The organism is uncultured Thiothrix sp. (assembly GCF_937873765.1).
In the GTDB taxonomy this organism is placed as follows: Bacteria; Pseudomonadota; Gammaproteobacteria; order Thiotrichales; family Thiotrichaceae; genus Thiolinea.
Genome location: NZ_CALMZC010000027.1, coordinates 1 through 19,132 on the forward strand (window position 1 = coordinate 1; position 19,132 = coordinate 19,132).

At 45.5% G+C, this 19,132-nt stretch carries 24 protein-coding genes and 1 tRNA gene; 10 read left to right on the forward strand and 15 right to left on the reverse strand.

Going from position 1 to position 19,132, the window contains the following annotated elements:
• Positions 1-104: 104 nt before the first annotated feature.
• From Q0307_RS08025 to Q0307_RS08035, 3 genes are all read right to left on the reverse strand, one after another.
• Positions 105-179, reverse strand: a tRNA-Gly gene (locus tag Q0307_RS08025).
• 109 nt (positions 180-288) lie between these two features.
• Positions 289-858 (reverse strand): phosphoribosyltransferase, encoded by a 570-nt coding sequence (locus Q0307_RS08030; RefSeq protein ID WP_298659181.1) that lies wholly within the window; start codon positions 856-858, stop codon positions 289-291.
• A 24-nt stretch (positions 859-882) separates the two neighbouring features.
• Positions 883-1,095, reverse strand: coding sequence for a hypothetical protein (locus tag Q0307_RS08035; protein WP_298659184.1), 213 nt, complete (start codon positions 1,093-1,095; stop codon positions 883-885).
• A 104-nt stretch (positions 1,096-1,199) separates the two neighbouring features.
• Here Q0307_RS08035 and Q0307_RS08040 point away from each other — a divergent pair, with 104 nt between their 5' ends.
• Complete coding sequence (locus Q0307_RS08040; protein WP_298659186.1) at positions 1,200-1,784, forward strand: phosphoribosyltransferase; 585 nt, start codon at positions 1,200-1,202, stop codon at positions 1,782-1,784.
• Here the strand turns inward: Q0307_RS08040 and Q0307_RS08045 are convergent.
• Entirely contained in the window at positions 1,762-3,153 is a 1,392-nt protein-coding gene (locus Q0307_RS08045) for an FAD-linked oxidase C-terminal domain-containing protein (RefSeq protein ID WP_298659189.1), read from the reverse strand. The genes Q0307_RS08040 and Q0307_RS08045 overlap by 23 nt on opposite strands.
• A 60-nt stretch (positions 3,154-3,213) precedes the next feature.
• The gene (gene epmB / locus Q0307_RS08050; protein WP_298659192.1) at positions 3,214-4,245 is read right to left on the reverse strand and encodes an EF-P beta-lysylation protein EpmB; all 1,032 of its coding nucleotides are present in this window, start codon (positions 4,243-4,245) and stop codon (positions 3,214-3,216) included.
• A gap of 45 nt (positions 4,246-4,290) precedes the next feature.
• Between epmB and efp the strand changes: the two genes are divergently transcribed.
• The 5 genes from efp to secF all read left to right on the forward strand — a co-directional run bounded on the left by efp (position 4,291) and on the right by secF (position 9,110).
• Positions 4,291-4,860, forward strand: a complete 570-nt coding sequence (efp, locus tag Q0307_RS08055) for an elongation factor P (RefSeq protein ID WP_298659194.1) — start codon at positions 4,291-4,293, stop codon at positions 4,858-4,860.
• Positions 4,861-4,877: 17 nt separating this feature from the next.
• Complete coding sequence (gene epmA, locus Q0307_RS08060; protein WP_298659197.1) at positions 4,878-5,816, forward strand: EF-P lysine aminoacylase EpmA; 939 nt, start codon at positions 4,878-4,880, stop codon at positions 5,814-5,816.
• A gap of 56 nt (positions 5,817-5,872) precedes the next feature.
• Entirely contained in the window at positions 5,873-6,208 is a 336-nt protein-coding gene (gene yajC / locus Q0307_RS08065) for a preprotein translocase subunit YajC (RefSeq protein ID WP_298659201.1), read from the forward strand.
• 78 nt (positions 6,209-6,286) lie between these two features.
• Complete coding sequence (secD, locus tag Q0307_RS08070; RefSeq protein ID WP_298659204.1) at positions 6,287-8,152, forward strand: protein translocase subunit SecD; 1,866 nt, start codon at positions 6,287-6,289, stop codon at positions 8,150-8,152.
• A gap of 10 nt (positions 8,153-8,162) precedes the next feature.
• The gene (secF, locus tag Q0307_RS08075; RefSeq protein ID WP_298659207.1) at positions 8,163-9,110 is read left to right on the forward strand and encodes a protein translocase subunit SecF; all 948 of its coding nucleotides are present in this window, start codon (positions 8,163-8,165) and stop codon (positions 9,108-9,110) included.
• A gap of 70 nt (positions 9,111-9,180) precedes the next feature.
• On the opposite strand, the gene Q0307_RS08080 is transcribed toward secF, so the two are convergent.
• From Q0307_RS08080 to pobA, 3 genes are all read right to left on the reverse strand, one after another.
• Complete coding sequence (locus tag Q0307_RS08080; protein ID WP_298659210.1) at positions 9,181-9,687, reverse strand: YcxB family protein; 507 nt, start codon at positions 9,685-9,687, stop codon at positions 9,181-9,183.
• Between the two features lie 56 nt (positions 9,688-9,743).
• Positions 9,744-10,253, reverse strand: coding sequence for a hypothetical protein (locus Q0307_RS08085; RefSeq protein ID WP_298659213.1), 510 nt, complete (start codon positions 10,251-10,253; stop codon positions 9,744-9,746).
• A 94-nt stretch (positions 10,254-10,347) separates the two neighbouring features.
• Complete coding sequence (pobA, locus tag Q0307_RS08090) at positions 10,348-11,568, reverse strand: 4-hydroxybenzoate 3-monooxygenase (RefSeq protein WP_298659216.1); 1,221 nt, start codon at positions 11,566-11,568, stop codon at positions 10,348-10,350.
• 134 nt (positions 11,569-11,702) lie between these two features.
• Between pobA and Q0307_RS08095 the strand changes: the two genes are divergently transcribed.
• The gene (locus Q0307_RS08095) at positions 11,703-12,605 is read left to right on the forward strand and encodes a helix-turn-helix domain-containing protein (protein ID WP_298659219.1); all 903 of its coding nucleotides are present in this window, start codon (positions 11,703-11,705) and stop codon (positions 12,603-12,605) included.
• Here the strand turns inward: Q0307_RS08095 and Q0307_RS08100 are convergent.
• Positions 12,602-13,255, reverse strand: a complete 654-nt coding sequence (locus tag Q0307_RS08100; RefSeq protein ID WP_298659221.1) for a pseudouridine synthase — start codon at positions 13,253-13,255, stop codon at positions 12,602-12,604. The two genes, Q0307_RS08095 and Q0307_RS08100, sit on opposite strands and share 4 nt — an antisense overlap.
• 67 nt (positions 13,256-13,322) lie before the next feature.
• Between Q0307_RS08100 and Q0307_RS08105 the strand changes: the two genes are divergently transcribed.
• Complete coding sequence (locus Q0307_RS08105; protein ID WP_298659224.1) at positions 13,323-14,327, forward strand: potassium channel family protein; 1,005 nt, start codon at positions 13,323-13,325, stop codon at positions 14,325-14,327.
• A gap of 4 nt (positions 14,328-14,331) precedes the next feature.
• Here Q0307_RS08105 and murB read toward each other — a convergent pair whose 3' ends face one another.
• From murB to Q0307_RS08125, 4 genes are all read right to left on the reverse strand, one after another.
• The gene (murB, locus tag Q0307_RS08110; protein ID WP_298659227.1) at positions 14,332-15,345 is read right to left on the reverse strand and encodes a UDP-N-acetylmuramate dehydrogenase; all 1,014 of its coding nucleotides are present in this window, start codon (positions 15,343-15,345) and stop codon (positions 14,332-14,334) included.
• 58 nt (positions 15,346-15,403) lie between these two features.
• On the reverse strand, positions 15,404-16,444 hold the full coding sequence (locus Q0307_RS08115) for a HAMP domain-containing sensor histidine kinase (protein WP_298659230.1): 1,041 nt from the start codon (positions 16,442-16,444) through the stop codon (positions 15,404-15,406).
• The gene (locus Q0307_RS08120) at positions 16,444-17,151 is read right to left on the reverse strand and encodes a response regulator transcription factor (RefSeq protein ID WP_298659233.1); all 708 of its coding nucleotides are present in this window, start codon (positions 17,149-17,151) and stop codon (positions 16,444-16,446) included. Before Q0307_RS08120 ends, Q0307_RS08115 begins: the two co-directional genes overlap by 1 nt.
• A gap of 86 nt (positions 17,152-17,237) precedes the next feature.
• The gene (locus tag Q0307_RS08125) at positions 17,238-17,618 is read right to left on the reverse strand and encodes a hypothetical protein (protein ID WP_298659236.1); all 381 of its coding nucleotides are present in this window, start codon (positions 17,616-17,618) and stop codon (positions 17,238-17,240) included.
• A gap of 186 nt (positions 17,619-17,804) precedes the next feature.
• Between Q0307_RS08125 and Q0307_RS08130 the strand changes: the two genes are divergently transcribed.
• Together Q0307_RS08130 and Q0307_RS08135 are read left to right on the forward strand one after the other, a co-directional pair.
• Positions 17,805-18,026, forward strand: a complete 222-nt coding sequence (locus Q0307_RS08130) for an AbrB/MazE/SpoVT family DNA-binding domain-containing protein (RefSeq protein WP_298659239.1) — start codon at positions 17,805-17,807, stop codon at positions 18,024-18,026.
• The gene (locus Q0307_RS08135) at positions 18,016-18,426 is read left to right on the forward strand and encodes a type II toxin-antitoxin system VapC family toxin (RefSeq protein ID WP_298659243.1); all 411 of its coding nucleotides are present in this window, start codon (positions 18,016-18,018) and stop codon (positions 18,424-18,426) included. The genes Q0307_RS08130 and Q0307_RS08135 overlap by 11 nt, the downstream gene beginning before the upstream one ends.
• Before the next feature lie 46 nt (positions 18,427-18,472).
• On the opposite strand, the gene Q0307_RS08140 is transcribed toward Q0307_RS08135, so the two are convergent.
• Positions 18,473-18,889, reverse strand: a complete 417-nt coding sequence (locus tag Q0307_RS08140; protein ID WP_298659247.1) for a PIN domain-containing protein — start codon at positions 18,887-18,889, stop codon at positions 18,473-18,475.
• On the reverse strand, positions 18,876-19,097 hold the full coding sequence (locus tag Q0307_RS08145; protein WP_298659249.1) for a DUF6364 family protein: 222 nt from the start codon (positions 19,095-19,097) through the stop codon (positions 18,876-18,878). Before Q0307_RS08145 ends, Q0307_RS08140 begins: the two co-directional genes overlap by 14 nt.
• Positions 19,098-19,132 lie beyond the last annotated feature (35 nt).

Genomic DNA, 19,132 nt, shown 5'->3' on the forward strand with positions numbered 1-19,132 from the left:
AACTCGCGACCCCAACCTTGGCAAGGTTGTGCTCTACCACTGAGCTATTCCCGCTTACTGGCTTGTGACAGCCTGAACTTAATCCAGAATATGCTCCAGAATTCTGGAGCGGGAAACGAGATTCGAACTCGCGACCCCAACCTTGGCAAGGTTGTGCTCTACCACTGAGCTATTCCCGCTGAACAGGCTGCGAATAATAATCGCGCCCCTTAGGGCTGTCAAGCTTTAAGCAAGCAGAAATTAATATGTCTGCCTATTAGCCGACAACCAGCTCTATTCAGGCGACGGCTAAGCAGGTGTTGATAGCAAGTAAGGTTGAAGAATTTCATAGATTGCTGGGCGATGCTCCTGAATTTCTGCGATACTTAACCCCTCTAAGGAATGTGGATACTTTAACCACTCTTCCGTTTCATACAAATAGAAATTAGGAAGACGTTCGATTTGCCGCCGCTTAGGTTTGTAATACGGAACAGCCACCCGAATATCCTCGGGTGTATTCAGGCGTGCTTTACGGTGTAGCTCATTGATAATCGCCTCAATCGAACGTCCGGTATCAAAGACATCATCAACTATCAGTAAGCGGTCATGGTGCTGGCAATTCTTGACCAGATAATTCAAACCAAACACTTGGACTTGGCGCGCTTGCTGGTCAATTCCGGAGTAAGAAGCGGTACGAATCGAAATATTATCCGCGTGAATACCGTGAAAACTTAAATACTCTTGCACGGCGATGCCAATCGGGACACCGCCACGCCAGATGGCAATAATGAAGGTTGGCTCGAACCCACTTTGCAGAATTTGATGCCCCAAACGAAACGAATCCTCTAATAAACCTTGCGCATGCAGATAACGCTTCATGCTCATCCTGCCACAGCCCTCTAGTTACTTAACCATACCTTTGCATTCTTCAATCAGTTCATCTAGAGCTTTAACCGCCGTTTTAGCTTCGGCCTTGATCTCTTGCAAAAACTCTAATTCACTTTTGCTCACATCACCGTCTTTGAGTACTAAGGCTCTGAGCATATCAACTTCTTTAGTGCTAATATGTCCATCCCCTAAAGCGAAACCTTTTGCAACTTTGCGCCACTCTGCCATGACTATTTCTCCTTATTGATTTGTCTAATTTAACTAGCTTTAACTTGCTTCTAAGCCAAGCTTGGCTGATTATCAGCTAATCACTTCACTGGCACAATTGATTCATGGAAAAACGTTTCCTCAATGAAGAAACTTTAGTTCTCGACTCCTTCCGCTTAGGTGTACAAATCTACGCCAGTGGCTTTCACCCCAGTTTTATTGTGGGGTTATGGCGAGGTGGTAGTACCGTTGGAATCTATGTGCAGGAATGCCTACAGACTCTAGGTGTTCAAGCCAACCATATTGCTTTGCGTACTTCGTATCGTGGGCAACCCCATTATCAACAAATGGTGGCTGATCAAGGGTCAAGCATTCGCGTACACGGCACTCAATATTTGCTGGAAACCTTAAATCGGGAAGATAGCCTCTTGCTTGTCGATGATGTATTTAGCTCAGGGCATTCGATTGAAGCCGTTCTGAAGCGCCTACAAACCCATCTTAAACGCAATATGCCTGAACAAGTGAAAATTGCTACTCTTTGGCAACGTCCATCTTTTAATGCGACTACCTTAAAGCCCGATTTTGTACTCCACTACACCGAAGACTGGTTGGTATTCCCCTATGAACTTAGCGGCTTAACTGAAGCAGAAATCGCTGAGCACAAGCCTTGGTTAGTGCCGCTCTTAGTCAAGAACAAGCTCTCTCACTAAAAATTTTCCCCGGATTAAGTAAATTTAAGGGGTCTAGCGCTTGCTTGATAGTGCGCATTACCGCGACAGCGCCTCCTAACTCCTCTAACAAATAGGCTTGCTTGCCTTGGCCAATGCCATGCTCACCGGTACAAGTGCCATCCATCGCAATCGCTCGCTGGCTAATACGCGAAACAATGCCCTCGGCTTTTGCCACTTCAACTGGGTCATCTAAATCGACTAATAAAATAATATGGAAATTGCCATCGCCTACATGCCCAAGAATAGTAGCGACCATACCAGACGCCTCCAAATCTTGACGAGTTGCTTCCACACACTCCGCTAAACGCGAAATGGGTACACAGGCATCACTCGAATAAGCACGAGCACCCGGCCGCAAGGCTTGAGCCGCAAAGAAAGCATTATGGCGTGCCTTCCAGAGTTGCCCTAACTCCTGTTGATCGCTACTCCATTTGAATTCGTTGGCTCCAAACTCAGCAGCAATACTCGCAAACATGGCTACCTGCTCCGCAACGCCCGCCTCGCTGCCATGAAACTCTACAAATAAGGTGGGTTGCTCAGCCATATTTAGCTTGGAATAGCGGTTGCAAGCTTGAATCTGCAAAGCATCCAATAGCTCAATCCTCGACACCGGAATACCTGATTGAATCGTCACAATCACGGCATTACAAGCATCCAGCACGGTAGGAAACGCACATACGCCCCCTGCCACCACTTCAGGGCGAGCAAATACTTTTAAGCTCAACTCAGTGATAAGACCCAAAGTACCCTCTGAGCCTACAAATAAACGCGTTAAGTCATAACCGGCAGCACTTTTCTTCGCACGACTAGCAGTACGAATCAACTCACCCTGAGCAGTCACCACTTCTAAACTAAGAACTACATCTTTCATCGTGCCATAGCGCACAGCATTCGTCCCTGAAGCACGGGTTGAAGCCATACCGCCTAAACTCGCATTGGCTCCCGGATCAATCGGAAAAAATAAACCGGTATGGCGCAAGGCTTGATTGAGCGCTTCACGCGTTACCCCCGGCTGCACAACAGCCGTTAAATCCTCTGAATGAATCGCTAAGACTTTATCCATGCGCGAGACATCAATGCAGATACCGCCTTGTGGTGCATTCACTTGACCTTCAAGTGAAGTGCCAGTACCAAAGGGAATGATGGGGCAGCGATACTGCTGACAGAGTTTAACGGCATCAATCACCATTTGCTTATCAGTAGCAAACAATACACCCTCAGCAGGTTGATTAGGCAACCAAGTCTGAGTATTGGCATGTTGAGCACGTAAGGTCGCATTAGTCGTGAATAATTCACCAAAGCGTGCTTGAAACGCAGCCACCGCTGCCAGATGCTCACTACCAGACATGCTTGCTCTCCTGCGCCTAAGTGCTGTTTAGTGTAGGTTTAATCTAAGGCTTTATAAAGCTCATAGCGGGGTTTTTGCGCCCTCACCCGCCACTTCGCGCACGAGTTGCGGAACCATATAACCCGGAACTTGTAAGCGTAAAGCTGCGACCAGAGCTTTCGCCTCTGCTTCTGGAACTTCAAAATGTGCCGCACCCTGTACTCTATCCAAAATATGTAGGTAATAAGGCATGACATTCGCTGCTACTAAAGCTTCACTTAAGGCAGCCAAAGCGGGCACGTTATCATTCACCCCACGCAGCAAGACCGTTTGATTTAATAATAAAACACCGATTTCACGTAAAGCTTTTAAACCAGCTTGCACTTCAGCATCTTGGAATTCGTGGGCGTGATTCGCATGAATCACCATAATAACTTGTTTCTTTAACTGACTAAGCCCAGTTAACAAACGCTCATCAATGCGCTCAGGCAACACAATTGGCAAGCGTGTATGTAAGCGGATACGTTGCACATGTTCAATCGCTGCAAGCCGCTCGCATAAATTGCTTAAGCGCTCATCCGATAAAGTTAAAGGATCCCCCCCACTTAATAAGACCTCGGTGATTTCTGGGTTGCTAGCAATATAATCGAGGGCTTCTTTCCAATGGTCACGGGCAGGATTAGCTTCGCTATATGGAAAATGGCGGCGGAAGCAATAACGACAATGAATCGCACAAGCCCCTGTTGTCACTAATAAGACCCGTCCTTGGTATTTATGCAGGACACCATCCGTGACCATCGCTTCATGATCACCCACCGGATCACTTACAAACCCTTGGGTTAACTGTATTTCTGCGGATAAGGGTAACACCTGACGCAATAAAGGATCATTCCAATCGCCTTTTTTCATACGGCGGACATAACTATGCGGTGCTAATAAGCGAAATTGACGCGCTGCTTCTAGGCTCACTTCTGCGCCCTGCCCCTCTAATTCTAAGAGACGAATCAGCTCAAACGGATCACGTACTGCCGAGGCCAAAGCACGCTGCCAAACTGAACTTGTGAATGAACTTGAATTTTTAGTCTGATTTTTTGCAGCGATTCCGGTTATCATACGCACCTTAATTAAATTGAGTGATTTTTGGAGAGCAACAAGGCTATGCCAAGCTACAGCACCAGCGAGTTCCGTTCTGGACTCAAACTAATGATTGACGGCGACCCTTATACCATCGTTGAGAACGAATTTGTAAAACCGGGTAAAGGTCAAGCATTTAATCGCGTTCGTGTGAAGAATTTAAAAACCGGTCGTACCGTTGAAAAAACTTGGAAGTCTGGTGATAGTGTTGAAGCGGCCGATGTCGTCGACCGTGAAATGGAATATCTCTATAAAGAAGGCGATGATTATTATTTCATGGCCACCGATGGCTCTTTCGAGCAAGTAGGTGCACCGGCCTCAGCGATGGAAGATGCGGTGAAATGGTTACGCGGTAATGAAGTCTGCGTCGTGACTTTATGGAATGAAGTTCCTTTAACGGTCACTCCGCCGAATTTCGTTGAATTGAAAATCGTTGAAACCGATCCCGGTTTGAAAGGTGACACGGCCAGCGGTGGTACTAAACCGGCGATTTTAGAAACCGGCGCTGTAGTTAAAGTCCCTTTATATATGAATCAGGATGAAGTCCTGCGCATTGACACGCGTACTGGCGAATACATTTCTCGCGTTAAGTAAGTCTAAGGATCAATGGGGTGAACTGGCAACCAACAGCCTCAATTCAAGCTCTAAAAGCGCGTGCCTGCCTTTATCAGCAGCTACGCGCTTTTTTCCATGCACGTGGTGTCTTGGAAGTCGAAACCCCAGCACTTTCGCAAGCGGGTAATACTGATCCGAATATTGCTAGTTTCAGTGTGAATACACCACAGGGTTTACGTTATTTACACACCTCCCCTGAATACCCGATGAAACGCTTATTAGCAGCCGGCAGTGGCGATATTTATCAAATATGCAAAGTCTGGCGGCAAGATGAAGCGGGGCGCAAGCATAATCCCGAATTCAGTATGCTGGAATATTATCGGGTGGGCTTCAGTTATCAACAGCTTATGCAAGAAGTAGCTGAACTCTTACAGCTTGCGATTCCGCATCTAAATACTGAGCCGCGCATTCTCACTTATCGCCAAGCTTTCCTGCAAATCTTAGGGCTTGATCCCCACCAAGCAAGTATTGAGCAGCTAGCTGCTTGTGCTCAACAGCAACAGATTGATTTTCAGGGTGAACTCAGTCAACAGGCTTGGTTGGACTTGCTCTTCACCCACTGTATTGAAGCCAGTTTCCCGACAGATCGCTTGACCTTTATTTGCCATTATCCTGCGACACAAGCTGCGTTAGCACGTGTGCGTTTAGAAAATGGTCATTGGGTCGCCGAACGCTTTGAAGTGTATTTAGGCCCTTTAGAATTAGGGAATGGCTATCAAGAGCAAACTGATGCTGATCTCTTAGAACGTGTATTGGTTAAGGATGCTGAGCAGCAAGCCCAAGATATTCCAGTAGATACTCGGTTTATTGCGGCAGTAGCAGCCGGTATGCCGTTTTCAGCCGGTATAGCACTGGGCTTAGATCGAATTTTATTATGTCGCCTGCAGGCTAAACAGCTAACCAGCATGTTGAGTTTTGCGTGGGAAATAGCGTAAGTGCTGAAGGGACGGCACAATTCGCGCTTCACTTTTGAATTTTAAGGAGAATTGAGATGAGTTTTTTTATTTCTGATGCAATGGCACAAGCAGTTCCGGCAGGCCCTGCAGGTGGTGGTTTAATTGAAATGGTCTTGATGATGGCAGTATTTTTCGCCATTATGTATTTTATGATCATTCGTCCTCAGCAAAAGCGTGCTAAAGATCATAAAACTATGTTAGAAGCGCTCAGCAAAGGCGATGAAGTTGTCACAGGTGGTGGTCTCTTAGGTAAGGTTGCGAATATTGGCGACAATTTTATCCAAGTCGAAATCGCTGACAATGTGCAAATCAAAGTACAAAAGCAAGCCATTGCCTCTGTACTACCCAAAGGGACTTTGAAAAACGCTTGATTTTTCTCCTTTTAGAACCGCTTGCCTAGGCTGTGCTGTTGAGCTTCTCAGCCTAGGGGCTTGTTTTGGAATATAACAATGAACCGCTATCCCGTCTGGAAGTATGTAATGATTGCGATCATTCTCTTGATCGGCATTATTTACTCAATTCCTAACTTTTTCCCCTCTGAGCCTGCTGTGCAAATCAGCACGAAAACCGAGCAGCCGATTGAACCTGCTGAAATGCAGCGCTTTGAACAAGCTTTAAAAGACAAAAGCTTAAGCTTCCACGCCAGTGAAAATAATGGCTCACAGGTCTTATTTCGGTTTGCCGATACCGATGTGCAGTTAAAAGCGTCTGAAGCACTCAAAGCAGTTGTAGGTGATAAATATGTCGTCGCATTAAACCTCGCTCAATCTACACCACAGTTCCTACGTGCTCTACACGCCAATCCGATGTATTTAGGTTTGGATTTACGCGGTGGGGTGCACTTCTTAATGGAAGTGGATATGAACGCGGCTAAAGATAAAGCCTATGAGCGTTATGAAGATGAATTCCGTGATACCTTGCGCGAAGCCAAAGTCGCCTACCTAGGCATTGCGCGGGAAGGTGATCAATTAGTCGCTAAGTTTAAAACTGAGCAAGAGCGTGATGCAGCCGCACCTGTCTTAGGCAAGGTTTATGTCAATAATGAGCTGATCTGGGATAGGAAAGAACAGGATGGCAGTTATATTCTTGCAGCGGCGATGTCGCCACAAAATCTATTAAATATCGAAAAATTTGCGATCCAACAAAACATCACCACTTTACGTAAGCGCGTGAATGAGTTGGGTGTAGCTGAACCCGTAATTCAGCAGCAAGGCAAAGGTCGGATTGTAGTGCAGTTACCGGGTGTACAAGATACGGTGCGTGCTAAAGAAATCTTAGGTGCTACTGCCACGCTTGAATTCCGCCTAGTAGATGATAGTGGTAATGATGCTCAGCAAGCACAGTCTTCAGGGCGTGCTCCTATTGGTTTGCAACTGTACAAAGAGCGCGATGGCACACCGATCCTGTTAAAACGTAAAGTCATGTTAACCGGTGAATACATCACGGATGCTAGCTCTGGCTTTGACCAAAACAACCAGCCTTCAGTGAATATAACTCTAGATGGCAATGGCGCCAGCCGTTTCAGCAAAGCCACGGGGGAAAATGTCCAAAAACTCATGGCAGTGGTTTATATCGAAACCAAATTCCAAGAAGTAGAAGTTGATGGCCAAAAAGTTCGTAAACCGGTTAAAACTGAAGAAGTTATCAATGTAGCGCGTATTCAAGAGCAATTGAGTAAACGCTTCCAAATCACGGGTTTAGATTCTACCAAAGAAGCCCGTGATTTAGCTTTATTACTCCGTGCGGGGGCATTGGCAGCGCCTTTGTATATCGTCGAAGAACGCACCATCGGCCCAAGCATGGGTAAAGAAAATATCGAGAAAGGCTTCAATTCCAATATTTGGGGCTTTGTTGCGGTCGTTATTTTCATGGTGGTTTACTACCGCGTGTTTGGCTTGATTTCGAGTATTTCCTTAGGCGTGAACGGTTTCTTATTGTTTGCGATCCTTTCTATGATTCAAGCGACCTTAACCCTCCCCGGTATGGCTGCAATTGCCTTAACGCTTGGTATGGCGATTGATGCCAACGTTTTAATCAATGAGCGGATTCGTGAAGAATTGCGCAATGGTGCTGTTCCGCAAGTCGCGATCAATGCGGGTTACGAGCGTGCTTGGGGTACAATCTTAGATTCGAACCTCACCAACTTAATTGCTGGTATCGCACTCTTCATGCTGGGTTCGGGACCAGTGCGTGGTTTCGCGGTCGTACTGTGTTTAGGTATTTTGACCTCGATGTTCAGTGCCGTCACTGTTTCACGCGCCCTGACCAATTTGGTTTATGGCTATCGTAAACGCTTAACCGATATTTCCATTTAGGGGTTGACTCATGATTGAATTATTCCATTTCAAAAAAGACATCCCCTTCATGAAGTATGGGAAGGTAACGACCCTTATTTCTTTAGGCACTTTCGTCTTCGCAGTATTCTTCTTGTTGTATCGCGGTCTTAACTTAGGCGTTGATTTCACGGGTGGAACGATGATTGAGGTGCGCTATGCGCAAGCCGCACCGATTGAACATATCCGTGAGACTCTCAAAGGCCAAGGTTTTCCCGAAGTCTTTGTGCAAAACTATGGTTCGACGCAAGATGTATTGATTCGCTTACCAGTTGAACAAGGCAAATCCGGTGCTCAAGTCAGTGAACAGGTGATGAAAACCCTGAAAGCTGAAAGTCCGGATGTGCAACTTAGCCGCGTAGAATTCGTTGGCCCTCAAGTCGGTCAGGAATTATATGAAAACGGGGGCTTAGCACTGTTATTAGTCGCAGCAGGGATTATTATTTATCTATCCTTCCGCTTTGAATGGCGGTTTGCGGTCGCCGCGACCATTGCGAATATGCATGACGTGGTGATTATTCTGGGTATGTTTGCCTTCTTCCAATGGCAGTTCGATTTAACTGTTTTGGCAGGGGTACTCGCTATTCTTGGTTACTCCGTGAACGAGTCCGTCGTTGTCTTTGACCGTGTACGGGAAAATATTCGCAAAATGCGTGATACTAGTATTCCTGACATCATCGATAATGCCATCACGGTCACAATGTCACGCACTATCATCACTCATACTTCGACTCAAATTATGGTGTTGGCGATGTTCTTCTTTGGCGGTGAAGCCTTACATAATTTCGCCTTAGCCCTAACTATCGGGATTATGTTCGGGATTTACTCTTCGGTGTTAGTAGCCTCTCCTTTGGTCCTTTTGTTTGGCTTGAAGCGTGAACATTTGATTCCCAAAGAAAATGGGATTGAAGGCGCGAACCCGGATGGTTCTGTGGTTTAAACCTGAATCTGATCCATAAAAAAAGACCTGCTTAATGCAGGTCTTTTTATTTGTTACTCAAGCAAGACTCTCAACTCGCTTTCCCCACATACATCTCCAAGGCCTGTACTAAGGCGCGACCATCAAAACCTTGCTCGCTGATTTTTTTGGGTAGCACATAAAACACATCCGGCTTAGGATAAACCAAGAGAAACTCCCTATTTTGTTTCCAATCCTTAATATCTTTCCAGAGCAACTGATTCCTACCATGCATTGAGCTGATTTCCAGCCCCGTTGGGAGTAACTCTACGGTAAAGTTGTCGTGTAAAGCTTTAAAACCTCGATAAAACTTTTTAGCTTTATAGGGTGAACCTACAAAATGCAGAAATAGATAGCTCAAAACCAAACCAATTAAAGCACCATGCGCTAACTGCCCAAAACCATAATAATCCGTTAGATACACGGCTAAGAGCCCTATTAAAATCACCGCAAATAAAACTAACAAGCGCGTCGGTGGGGTTTCGTTTAAACGGCTAGCAGCTAAGAAATCGCGCTCTGAAATAGTATAACTGGCTTTAACAGCATCGGCTGACATCATAACTCACATAAATACCTTGAAACAGAAAAGCAAAAGATTAAGATAAGTTGAAATTTCTAACTCGCTATCTTAATAATTATATGATGAGTGCTCACACCCTCTGACTTGTCTGTACTCAGATTAATAGGATAGGAATTTAAACTCAGAGTAAGCCACTCATGGTCAACTATAGGACCAGGAAAATAAGCAACCTCTTTAAATTGACCTTCTAATTTATAGTCTTTTACTAACCACCAATCTGCACCACGAATACGTAAAAATGCTACTAGTGTATTTACATCGGTTAAATTGCTGAACCTTATACCATTAGGAACTATTGTTCCACCGATAGACTCACTAACTCCTGTTGTTTCTAATGTAAAATCAATCTCATAGGTCTCCTCAACACCACGCTCTCTGTCATCACGAGATGAATCCAGTAAAAATGACTTCCAACCGCTATAAGGGTAAGTACTTGAATCGCTAGGATCTATAAATAAGTCTAAATACACACCACTATCTGTGTCTGCATAACGCTGATTCGCAGTTGTGTGAGTCAATCTAAGTTTTTGTAGATAAACAGACATATGCAACCCTCTCTTAGATCTGAACGAAACTAAAGATAATGCTTACTTCTTAAGGAAAAACTCCAAGCATAACGATAAGTATAGTACTTGTCAGTCATTTAAGCTCCTCATACGGCAATCCCACATATTGCTCAGCAATCACCCTGCGCCCTAAATCTGAACTTAAATAATAATCCAGCTCTGAATCCATAAAGCGGCTGAAGGTGCCGGATTTCATATCACTTAGCTCCATATCACGATAATCGTGCAGCATATTACTCATCCACCACGAGAAGCGCTCCGCATGCCAGACGCGACGTAAGGCTATCGGCGAATATTGGTTAATGCAGTCTTTATCACCTTGCTGATACACGCGCTGCATGATTTTATACAAAGTGGCGACATCCGAAGCGGCAGAATTCAAGCCCTTAGCACCTGTGGGCGGCACAATATGAGCAGCATCACCTACCAAAAATAAGCGCCCATATTGCATCGGCTCACATACGAAGGAACGCAAAGGCGCAATACTTTTTTCTAAACTAGAGCCAGTGACTAAACGCGCTGCTGCTTCTGAAGGCAAACGCTTTTTCAGTTCTTCCCAAAAGGCTTCATCTGACCAATCTTCGAGCTTATCAGTCAGCGGAACTTGCAGATAATAACGTGAGCGGGTGGCTGAGCGCCGACTAGCTAAAGCAAAGCCACGCTCATGCTTACAATAAATGAGTTCTTCGCTCACAGGTGGCGTATCACTTAATAGACCTAACCAACCAAATGGATAGACTCGCTCGTATTCAGTACGAAGTTCTGCTGGAATCGTTTGGCGCGAAATGCCGTGAAAACCATCACAGCCCGCAATATAGTCACATTGCAGCTCGTATGCTTCACCTTGATATTCAAAGCTAATCGAAGGTTGTTCAGATTTAACATGATGGGGCTGTACATTTGCAGCTTCATAATAAGTCGTTAAACCTGCTGCAGCACGCGCATCCATTAAGTCCTTGGTGATCTCCACCTGACCATAGCAAACCACCACTTTGCCGCCAGTTAACGCTTTCAAATCAATATGCGTACACTGCCCATTCACGGCGATTTCAAAACCCTCATGAACTTCGCCTTCCAAATCCATGCGCTTGCCAACACCTGCCTCACGGACTAAATCCACAAAGCCTTGCTCTAAAATACCCGCACGAATCCGGCCTAGCACATAGTCACCGGTGACGCGCTCTACAATAATATTTTCAATTCCTTGTTTCGCGAGTAATTGCCCTAGTAATAAACCCGAAGGCCCAGCTCCAATAATCGCTACTTGAGTTTTTAAAGTTTTAACTGCTTTCATCACTCGCCTCCTAACCGTTAATCTTTACATGATCAAATAAATCCACCCTTTGCAGAATGTTGGAGCACAGCAAAAACTTGTACTTTTAAGTCAATCTTTTACACTAGGGAGCTTAAGATGGATGAGAGTCAATCATGAGGCGTGTGCAAGCGCAGCTTATTCCGCAGTTTGCTTTATACGGTGACAGCAATCTAAGCCAACAGCCGAGCTTAGTGCACATCGAGGATATTGCAGATCGCAGTCGTGACCATGATTGGGTAATCAAACCGCATCGCCATACCCGCTTGTTCCAAATTTTGTTATTAATCAATGGCAGCTTGCAGGTAAAATTAGACGATCAACAGCATCCCCTGCAAGGGAATTGGGCGGTAAGCATTCCTCCCGGCTGCGTGCATGGTTTTGAGTTTCCTGCTGATACTCAAGGCATCGTCTTATCCGTCGAAGCTTCTTTACTAAACACCGCAACCCAGCAATTCCAAAGCTTAGCTAGTTTATTCGAGCAGGCGCATACAGTCAGCTTTGTGGAGCAAGATGTACTTTTCGCTCAATTTAAAAACTACCTAGACTTAATTCGGCAAGAACTCAAGCAAGCTTATACGGGTCATGAAGCGATTTTAAGCTGGCTCGTCAGCACACTACTGATCACTTTGTGGCGACAATTGCAATACAGCAATACCCAAATACATCAGAATCCGAAAAGCAGCCAAAACTTCCATCAATTTAGACAAGCATTAGAGCAGCATTATCGCGAGCAATGGGATGTACAAACATATGCCAACACCCTGCATATGTCGGTATCGAGTTTAAATCGTTTGTGCCAAGAAAAAGCAGGCAATAGCGCTAAAGCACTCATTCAAGAACGGGTATTACTTGAGGCGAAACGGCGCTTAATCTACACCCAAGACTCTTTAGAGCGCATAGCAGAATATTTAGGCTTTAAAGACCCTGCTTACTTTTCACGCTTTTTTAAGAATTTGGCCGGTGTACCACCGAGTGATTATCGCAAAGCAAAATATTTAGAAATGGGCACTAGCTAGAACTCGGGTGGGCACTCAAACTGCAAAGTGGCTTGTGTTATAGGATGCTGAAACCCTAACTGCCATGCATGCAATAACAGCCGATCCGCCTTGGCTTTTAGCTCAGGCGGTGCATACAACTCATCACCCACTATCGGGTGGCCTAAGCTCATTAAATGCACACGCAATTGATGCGAACGCCCAGTAAAAGGCTCTAACTCGACACGGCTTAAATCATCAACTGCATGGTAAGAGAGTAAACGATAGCGTGTGAGTGAAGGCTTACCCGCTTCAAAATCAACTTTGTGCTTCGGGCGATTCGGCCAATCTAATAGCAATGGCAAATTAATCTCACCCTCTGCTTGTTTGAGCTTGCCACCCACCACTGCTAAATAACGCTTATGCACACTGCGCTCTTGAAATAAAATACTTAAAGCACTTTGCATAGGCTTACCTCGTGCCATTAACAGCAGACCAGAAGTATCCATGTCTAAGCGATGCACAATAAAAGCATCAGGGTATTCACGCAGCACTCGATTAATCATGCAGTCTTGTTTATCTTCACCACGCCCGGGAACTGATAATAAACCCGCCGGCTTATGCACAACGAGCAAGTATTCATCAAGATAGTAAAGGTCTAAACCCGTATCTGCTGGAGGACTATAAATCATGTTGGTCTTATGCTACGAAATCACGTTATCTTATCTGTGTAACCGCTTCTAAACGAGAACAAGGTCTATGTGGCCAACACGCCAGCAATTGTATACCTGCTTAGAGCAAGCTGATAGTAGCCCGATAGCGCGTTGGCTCGATTATGGCTTGACGAGTTTAATCATCCTAAATGTGTTTGCTGTGGTCTTGGCTTCTGAGGCATCCATTTACCAGCGCTTTTCTTTAGGTTTTGATTATTTTGAATGGTTTTCGATTGTTGTTTTTACAATTGAATATGGCTTACGAGTTTGGCTTATTCCACACTCAACTCAGAAAAAATACCAACCTCCCCTGAAAGGTCGCTTGCGTTATCTGATTACCCCGATGGCTCTCGTTGATCTACTCGCGATTTTACCCTTTTATCTAAGTGCTGTTTTGGGTATCAGTGACCTGAGAATCCTGCGTAGCTTACGCTTACTGCGCGTGTTCAAACTCACACGCCATTCACAATCGATGGACTTATTAATTAAGGTAGTGCGGCAAGAAGCTGAAACCTTAATCTCTGCACTGTTAGTTTTGTGCCTACTAATCCTACTCGCCGCCGCTGGCATGTATTTAGTGGAAGGTGAAGATCAACCCGAAGCCTTTGGTAGCATTCTACGGGCTTTATGGTGGTCGATGGTGACTTTAGCCACGATTGGTTATGGTGACGTAGTGCCAATCACCAGTTTAGGTAAAGTTTTGGCTGGATTTATTATTATGACTGGAGTGGCAATTGCTGCTTTACCCACTGCTATTCTCGCTTCAGGGTTTATGAATGAACTAATCCACCGCCGTAATTTGTTTCGGATGGAAGTTATTCAAGCCTTGGAACAAGATCAGTTAAAGTTTGCGGATCTGCGCCATTTGGAGCATTTACGTCTCACTATTGGCATTAGCCATGCAGATGCGCGCTTAATTTTTGAAGAGGTCAAGCAAACTGCTTGGCTTCAAACCCATCTGAACTGCCCTCACTGCCACCAAGGTTTAGTTATTCGCCACCCTGCTGGGCAAATTCACTTAACGGCGCATCAAAAAAATGCCACTACTTAAACTATCACTTACCAATCACCTGCGGCTCAGGCTCTAAACACACACCAAACTTATCTTGCACCGACGCAATAATTGCTTGAGCCAACTGCCAAATTTCTACACCACTGGCTTGACCGTGATTGACGAGCACGAGAGCATGTTGAGCATAAGTGCCTGCATCGCCCACACGTTTGCCTTTCCAGCCACATTGATCAATCAACCAACCGGCTGACAATTTCACAAGGGACTCTTGAGTCCAAGCGGGACAATCCGGAAACTTCGCTTTAATAGCAGCGAAGGCTTCGACCGTCACTAGTGGATTTTTAAAGAAACTACCCGCATTGCCCAATATAGCAGGATCAGGCAATTTACTTTGGCGGAGGGTCATAATCGCATCGCTAATACTAAGAGCATCTAGCACTTTCCCTGCTAAAGACTCGCTCACCCCCGCATAGTTTGTTTTCCACACTGGCTGCTTAGGTAAGCGAAAAGTGACGGTCGCAATCAGCCAACGTCCGGGTTCGACCGATTTAAAATGACTATCCCGATAAGCAAAGGCACAGTCGTCTAAACTGAATTTACGCAATTCGGCGGTGCGCCAATCTAAAGCATCGAGTTCATAAAAATGATCTTTTAGCTCCACACCATACGCACCAATATTTTGCATCGGTGCAGCACCTACCGTGCCCGGAATCAGCGATAAATTTTCTAAGCCCGCATAGCCTTGCCCAAGCGTCCAGCGTACAAATTCATGCCAGTTTTCCCCGGCCCCTGCACGCACATACACATAATGCTGATCTTCAGCAATGACCTTACGCTCTGCTAAACGTACTTGCACAACCATCCCGGGGAAGTCTGCAATAAACAGCATATTGCTGCCACCACCCAAAAATAGCACCGGTAAATCTGGATGCTCACGTCGCCAGAGCATCACTGTTTTCAAACCACCCAAGGTGGGTAAGCTACAAAAATACCGCGCTTGTACCTCGAGACCAAAGGTATTCAGTGCTTTTAAAGAATAGTGTTCATAGATTTTCATGCGGGGCATTGTGGCTCGAGTGCTGATAGCCTGCAACTGGATTTAAAGCTGGAATGGCCTATTGAATAGGCAAGATGACTTCAAATACTGTACCGCCCCCAGAACGCGCGTTGCAGGTAACAGTACCTGCATGACGGGTAGCAATTTGTTTGACTAAGCTTAGACCCAAACCCCACCCCCCTTGCATCTCACCATATCCAGCCGGTCGATAAAAAGGCTCAAAAATATGTGCTTGTGCTTCTGTTGGAATGCCTACTCCCCGATCCAAAACCTGCAAACTAACTTGCTTAAGGGTTGTACGAATTAAACGAGCCTCAACTTGTCCTCCACCGTGACGTACTGCATTTTCTAGGAGATTGCGAATTAAACGACGTAATAAGCGCTCCTCACCGTTCAGCTCTACAGCTTCGGCTTCGCAATCCAACTCCAAACGCGCACACTCTTCAGCGAGCAAACCTGAAAGATCCACCCCATAATGCTCCAAGGGTATTTCTAAGGTATCAAGGCGACTCGCCAACAAGATTTCTTCTACTAACTGATTTAACTCCTGCATATCTTGGCGCAGGTTTTTTACTGGCGTGGATTGCTCCAAATTTTGTTGCTCAGCCAAGATCGCTAAGCTCATGCGCATGCGGGCTAAGGGTGAGCGCAGCTCATGCGAAGCATTCGCTAATAATTGCCGATGGCTAGCTAACAGGGCTTGAATGCGCTCAGCGGATTGATTAAAACTACTAGCTAGAATCGCCACTTCATCACAACCCTCGACTGGAACGCGAGTCGCTAATTGCCCAGCTCCTAAAGCTTCCACTCCTTTTTTCAAATTTTCCAAGCGATAGGTTAAGCGCTTAGCAATCGGATACGCTCCTAACGAGACAATCAAAGCAGTAATCAGTAAAAGTGGAAAAATCGGGATATGCGCGCCCTGCTCACGCAAATGAAACACCATACCTGCCAACATGGAAACTAGTACGACACTGCTAATCACTACCAAATAAATTTGCCAAAATAAGCGGCGTTTTAAGCGTCCAAAGCGTCGCTGTTCTTTACGCCATGCTTTTCTATCTGAATGTTTAGCACAGCGCCGCCCCTCGCCTGTCATTACTGTTCCTCACCATCTTGGCTACGCGCAAAGATGTACCCGGCTCCACGCAAAGTAATAATCCGCTTAGGCTGCTTGGGATTATCTTCAATCGCGGCGCGAATCCGTGAGATATGCACATCAATTGAGCGATCAAACGCCTCCAAAGCTTCACCTTTCACCATATCCATCAGTTGCTCACGGCTTAAAACCCTGCCTGCTCGTTCCGCCATTGCCACTAATAGATCAAATTGGTAGCTGGTTAATTCACGTAGTTGCCCATCAACCCGAACTTCACGAGCCTCACGCTCAATCTCTAAGCGTCCAAAACGGAGCACTTGCGCATGAGTGTTTTCACGTAAACCCCGACGCAAAATGGCTTTAATCCGCGCCCGCAGTTCACGTGGCTCGAAAGGCTTAGGTAAGTAATCATCCGCGCCCATTTCAAGGCCAATGATTCGATCCATGGCATCGCCGCGTGCGGTCAGCATTAAAATAGGCACTGCTGCCGTCGCACCCATCCGTAATTGCCGACAGAGATCTAAACCATCCGCATCAGGGAGCATTAAATCTAAAATAATCAGCGACCATTCACCCTGTTGTGCTAAACGCAAACCCTCTTGTCCGGTATGCGCAGCCCTAACTGTATAGCCCGCCTCACCTAAATACTGCACCAGCATTTGACTTAAACGGACATCATCATCGATCAATAAAAGTGATTCTAGCATCAGGGTTTCATCCATTAAAAAAGCAGAGCTAGTGGCCTAACTCTGCTGCTGATTATACTCAATTAAGACCGCTTAACTGTTGAAGCTTAACGCATCAGCTCCACTGCTTTAGCACGTTGGGCAGGCGTGGCTTCAATCCCATCTAAAATCATACTCATGGGCAAACGGTTCGCACCGCCTTCATACATTTGCTGCTGATAGCCATGATGACGCTCATAATGGTGATAACTCGTTGCTTTGCCTAGCATAAAACCAAACAGGCCAATAAGGAACGCTGCTAACAGCACTTTGCCGCGACGTTTGCGGTGCTGCCAAAAGTCTTGTTTTGACCAATCCCCACAGCCACCCCGCTTACAGCCGCCATTGGAGGTGCTTGTTTGGGTTTCAGCCTCGGTATTGAGCTTAACATTTAAACCTTCAGTCGTATTTTCTGAGTGGGTTTCGTTGGTATTTTTTACATCTGACATGATAACTACTCCAGTTTATTGATTCATTCAGCTTGCTTGGCTGAGCCAGTTGTCGTTCTGGCATGGGAGCTATCATGCAAAACTTGTGTTGCTGGATTACGGCGGGTTTGTAAAGTTTTGTGAACTTGATTATCTTCATAAGACACCCTAAAGTATGAATAAGTATTCATACTCTGAGGACGTAATATGCAAATCAGTGAACGAGGACAAGTCACCATCCCTAAAGCATATCGGGCGCAATTTGGCTTTTTACCCAATACCGAAGTTGAATTTATTGTACGCAATAATGAATTAGTACTCGTGCGTAAAACCACCACTCAAAACCAAGCAATTCGAGCTTTACGTGGGCGCAAGCAAACAGGTATGACTACCGATGAATTGATGAGCCTGTTACGCGATGGCCACTGAATGGCTAGTTGATACCAATGTGCTCATTGACATTATTCACGAAGACCCGTTGTTTGCAGAAGCCTCAACACAAGCTTTAGAACGCTGTGCCGAACATGGAATCTTAGTGATTAATCCAATTATCTATGGTGAAGTTGGAGCTATTTGCGACTCTTTAGAAGAGCTAGATTCCCTACTGTCGCTGGGTTTGTTTCGGCGTGATCCATTGATTTGGGAGGCTAGTTTCCTTGCAGGACAAGCTTTCCGCCGTTACCGGAAAAATGGCGGACAAAAACAGCGAGTACTCGCAAATTTTTTAATTGGTGCACATGCGAGTGTAGCTGGATTTGGCTTGATCTCGCGGGATACTGGCTATTTGAAGTACTTCAAATTAGAACTGTTAAATCCAGCCGAAGTTTAAGTTCATCTTGCTTGGCTGAGCCCGTCGTTACGTAAGAAATCGCATTCTAAGCGAAGGGATTAACGATTTTCACGCTACCGATGACACGTCCGTTTTGCATATCTTCGGAATACAAAATGCTACAGGCGGTCTTTTGAGACATGCGTATGATGAGCGAATCCCAGAATGAAAAACCATGCAGTCGGTGCAGATCAATCGCTTGCACAATATCATCGGGAGCAATGCTGAAAACATTAGCCTGTTGGCTCAGTAGCTGAATTTTTCGCTGTGCCCTTTCTATGGGTACGCCAAGCTTACGCGTTGCAGCGGCGAAATACTCTTGAAGCACTTGGGTAGACAACACTAAATTGCTACTCATCCAAGCATTTTGTAGTAAAGCAAGCGCCTTGGCCTGCTTAATTGGATCATGGCGGTCATCTGTATAAAGCAAGATATTAGTATCGAAAAAGCTACGTTCTTTCATGGAGCTCATCCCGATTGAAAACCCAAGCTTTAGAGTCCCCCTGCCCAGATAAAGATAGAAACTCATCAAAACTAGCATTGGCCTGCTGCTGCCGAGTCAGTTGCTCTAAGTATTCTCGTACTAACTGGTTGAGGCTCGTCCCCATTTCTTGGGCAATCTTGCGAACTTCATTGACCACTTTATCATCAATTGAGAGAGTGATATTCATAGCACTGTATCCGTGTACACGTAATAAGGCTATTA

Bases quoted from the DNA above. Each gene is read 5' to 3' on its own strand.
- Q0307_RS08030 (WP_298659181.1), bottom strand. From the start codon at position 858: ATGAAGCGTTATCTGCATGCGCAAGGTTTATTAGAGGATTCGTTTCGT.
- Q0307_RS08035 (WP_298659184.1), bottom strand. From the start codon at position 1,095: ATGGCAGAGTGGCGCAAAGTTGCAAAAGGTTTCGCTTTAGGGGATGGA.
- Q0307_RS08040 (WP_298659186.1), top strand. From the start codon at position 1,200: ATGGAAAAACGTTTCCTCAATGAAGAAACTTTAGTTCTCGACTCCTTC.
- Q0307_RS08045 (WP_298659189.1), bottom strand. From the start codon at position 3,153: ATGTCTGGTAGTGAGCATCTGGCAGCGGTGGCTGCGTTTCAAGCACGC.
- epmB (WP_298659192.1), bottom strand. From the start codon at position 4,245: ATGATAACCGGAATCGCTGCAAAAAATCAGACTAAAAATTCAAGTTCA.
- efp (WP_298659194.1), top strand. From the start codon at position 4,291: ATGCCAAGCTACAGCACCAGCGAGTTCCGTTCTGGACTCAAACTAATG.
- yajC (WP_298659201.1), top strand. From the start codon at position 5,873: ATGAGTTTTTTTATTTCTGATGCAATGGCACAAGCAGTTCCGGCAGGC.
- secD (WP_298659204.1), top strand. From the start codon at position 6,287: ATGAACCGCTATCCCGTCTGGAAGTATGTAATGATTGCGATCATTCTC.
- secF (WP_298659207.1), top strand. From the start codon at position 8,163: ATGATTGAATTATTCCATTTCAAAAAAGACATCCCCTTCATGAAGTAT.
- Q0307_RS08080 (WP_298659210.1), bottom strand. From the start codon at position 9,687: ATGATGTCAGCCGATGCTGTTAAAGCCAGTTATACTATTTCAGAGCGC.
- Q0307_RS08085 (WP_298659213.1), bottom strand. From the start codon at position 10,253: ATGTCTGTTTATCTACAAAAACTTAGATTGACTCACACAACTGCGAAT.
- pobA (WP_298659216.1), bottom strand. From the start codon at position 11,568: ATGAAAGCAGTTAAAACTTTAAAAACTCAAGTAGCGATTATTGGAGCT.
- Q0307_RS08095 (WP_298659219.1), top strand. From the start codon at position 11,703: ATGAGGCGTGTGCAAGCGCAGCTTATTCCGCAGTTTGCTTTATACGGT.
- Q0307_RS08100 (WP_298659221.1), bottom strand. From the start codon at position 13,255: ATGATTTATAGTCCTCCAGCAGATACGGGTTTAGACCTTTACTATCTT.
- Q0307_RS08105 (WP_298659224.1), top strand. From the start codon at position 13,323: ATGTGGCCAACACGCCAGCAATTGTATACCTGCTTAGAGCAAGCTGAT.
- murB (WP_298659227.1), bottom strand. From the start codon at position 15,345: ATGAAAATCTATGAACACTATTCTTTAAAAGCACTGAATACCTTTGGT.
- Q0307_RS08115 (WP_298659230.1), bottom strand. From the start codon at position 16,444: ATGACAGGCGAGGGGCGGCGCTGTGCTAAACATTCAGATAGAAAAGCA.
- Q0307_RS08120 (WP_298659233.1), bottom strand. From the start codon at position 17,151: ATGCTAGAATCACTTTTATTGATCGATGATGATGTCCGTTTAAGTCAA.
- Q0307_RS08125 (WP_298659236.1), bottom strand. From the start codon at position 17,618: ATGTCAGATGTAAAAAATACCAACGAAACCCACTCAGAAAATACGACT.
- Q0307_RS08130 (WP_298659239.1), top strand. From the start codon at position 17,805: ATGCAAATCAGTGAACGAGGACAAGTCACCATCCCTAAAGCATATCGG.
- Q0307_RS08135 (WP_298659243.1), top strand. From the start codon at position 18,016: ATGGCCACTGAATGGCTAGTTGATACCAATGTGCTCATTGACATTATT.
- Q0307_RS08140 (WP_298659247.1), bottom strand. From the start codon at position 18,889: ATGAAAGAACGTAGCTTTTTCGATACTAATATCTTGCTTTATACAGAT.
- Q0307_RS08145 (WP_298659249.1), bottom strand. From the start codon at position 19,097: ATGAATATCACTCTCTCAATTGATGATAAAGTGGTCAATGAAGTTCGC.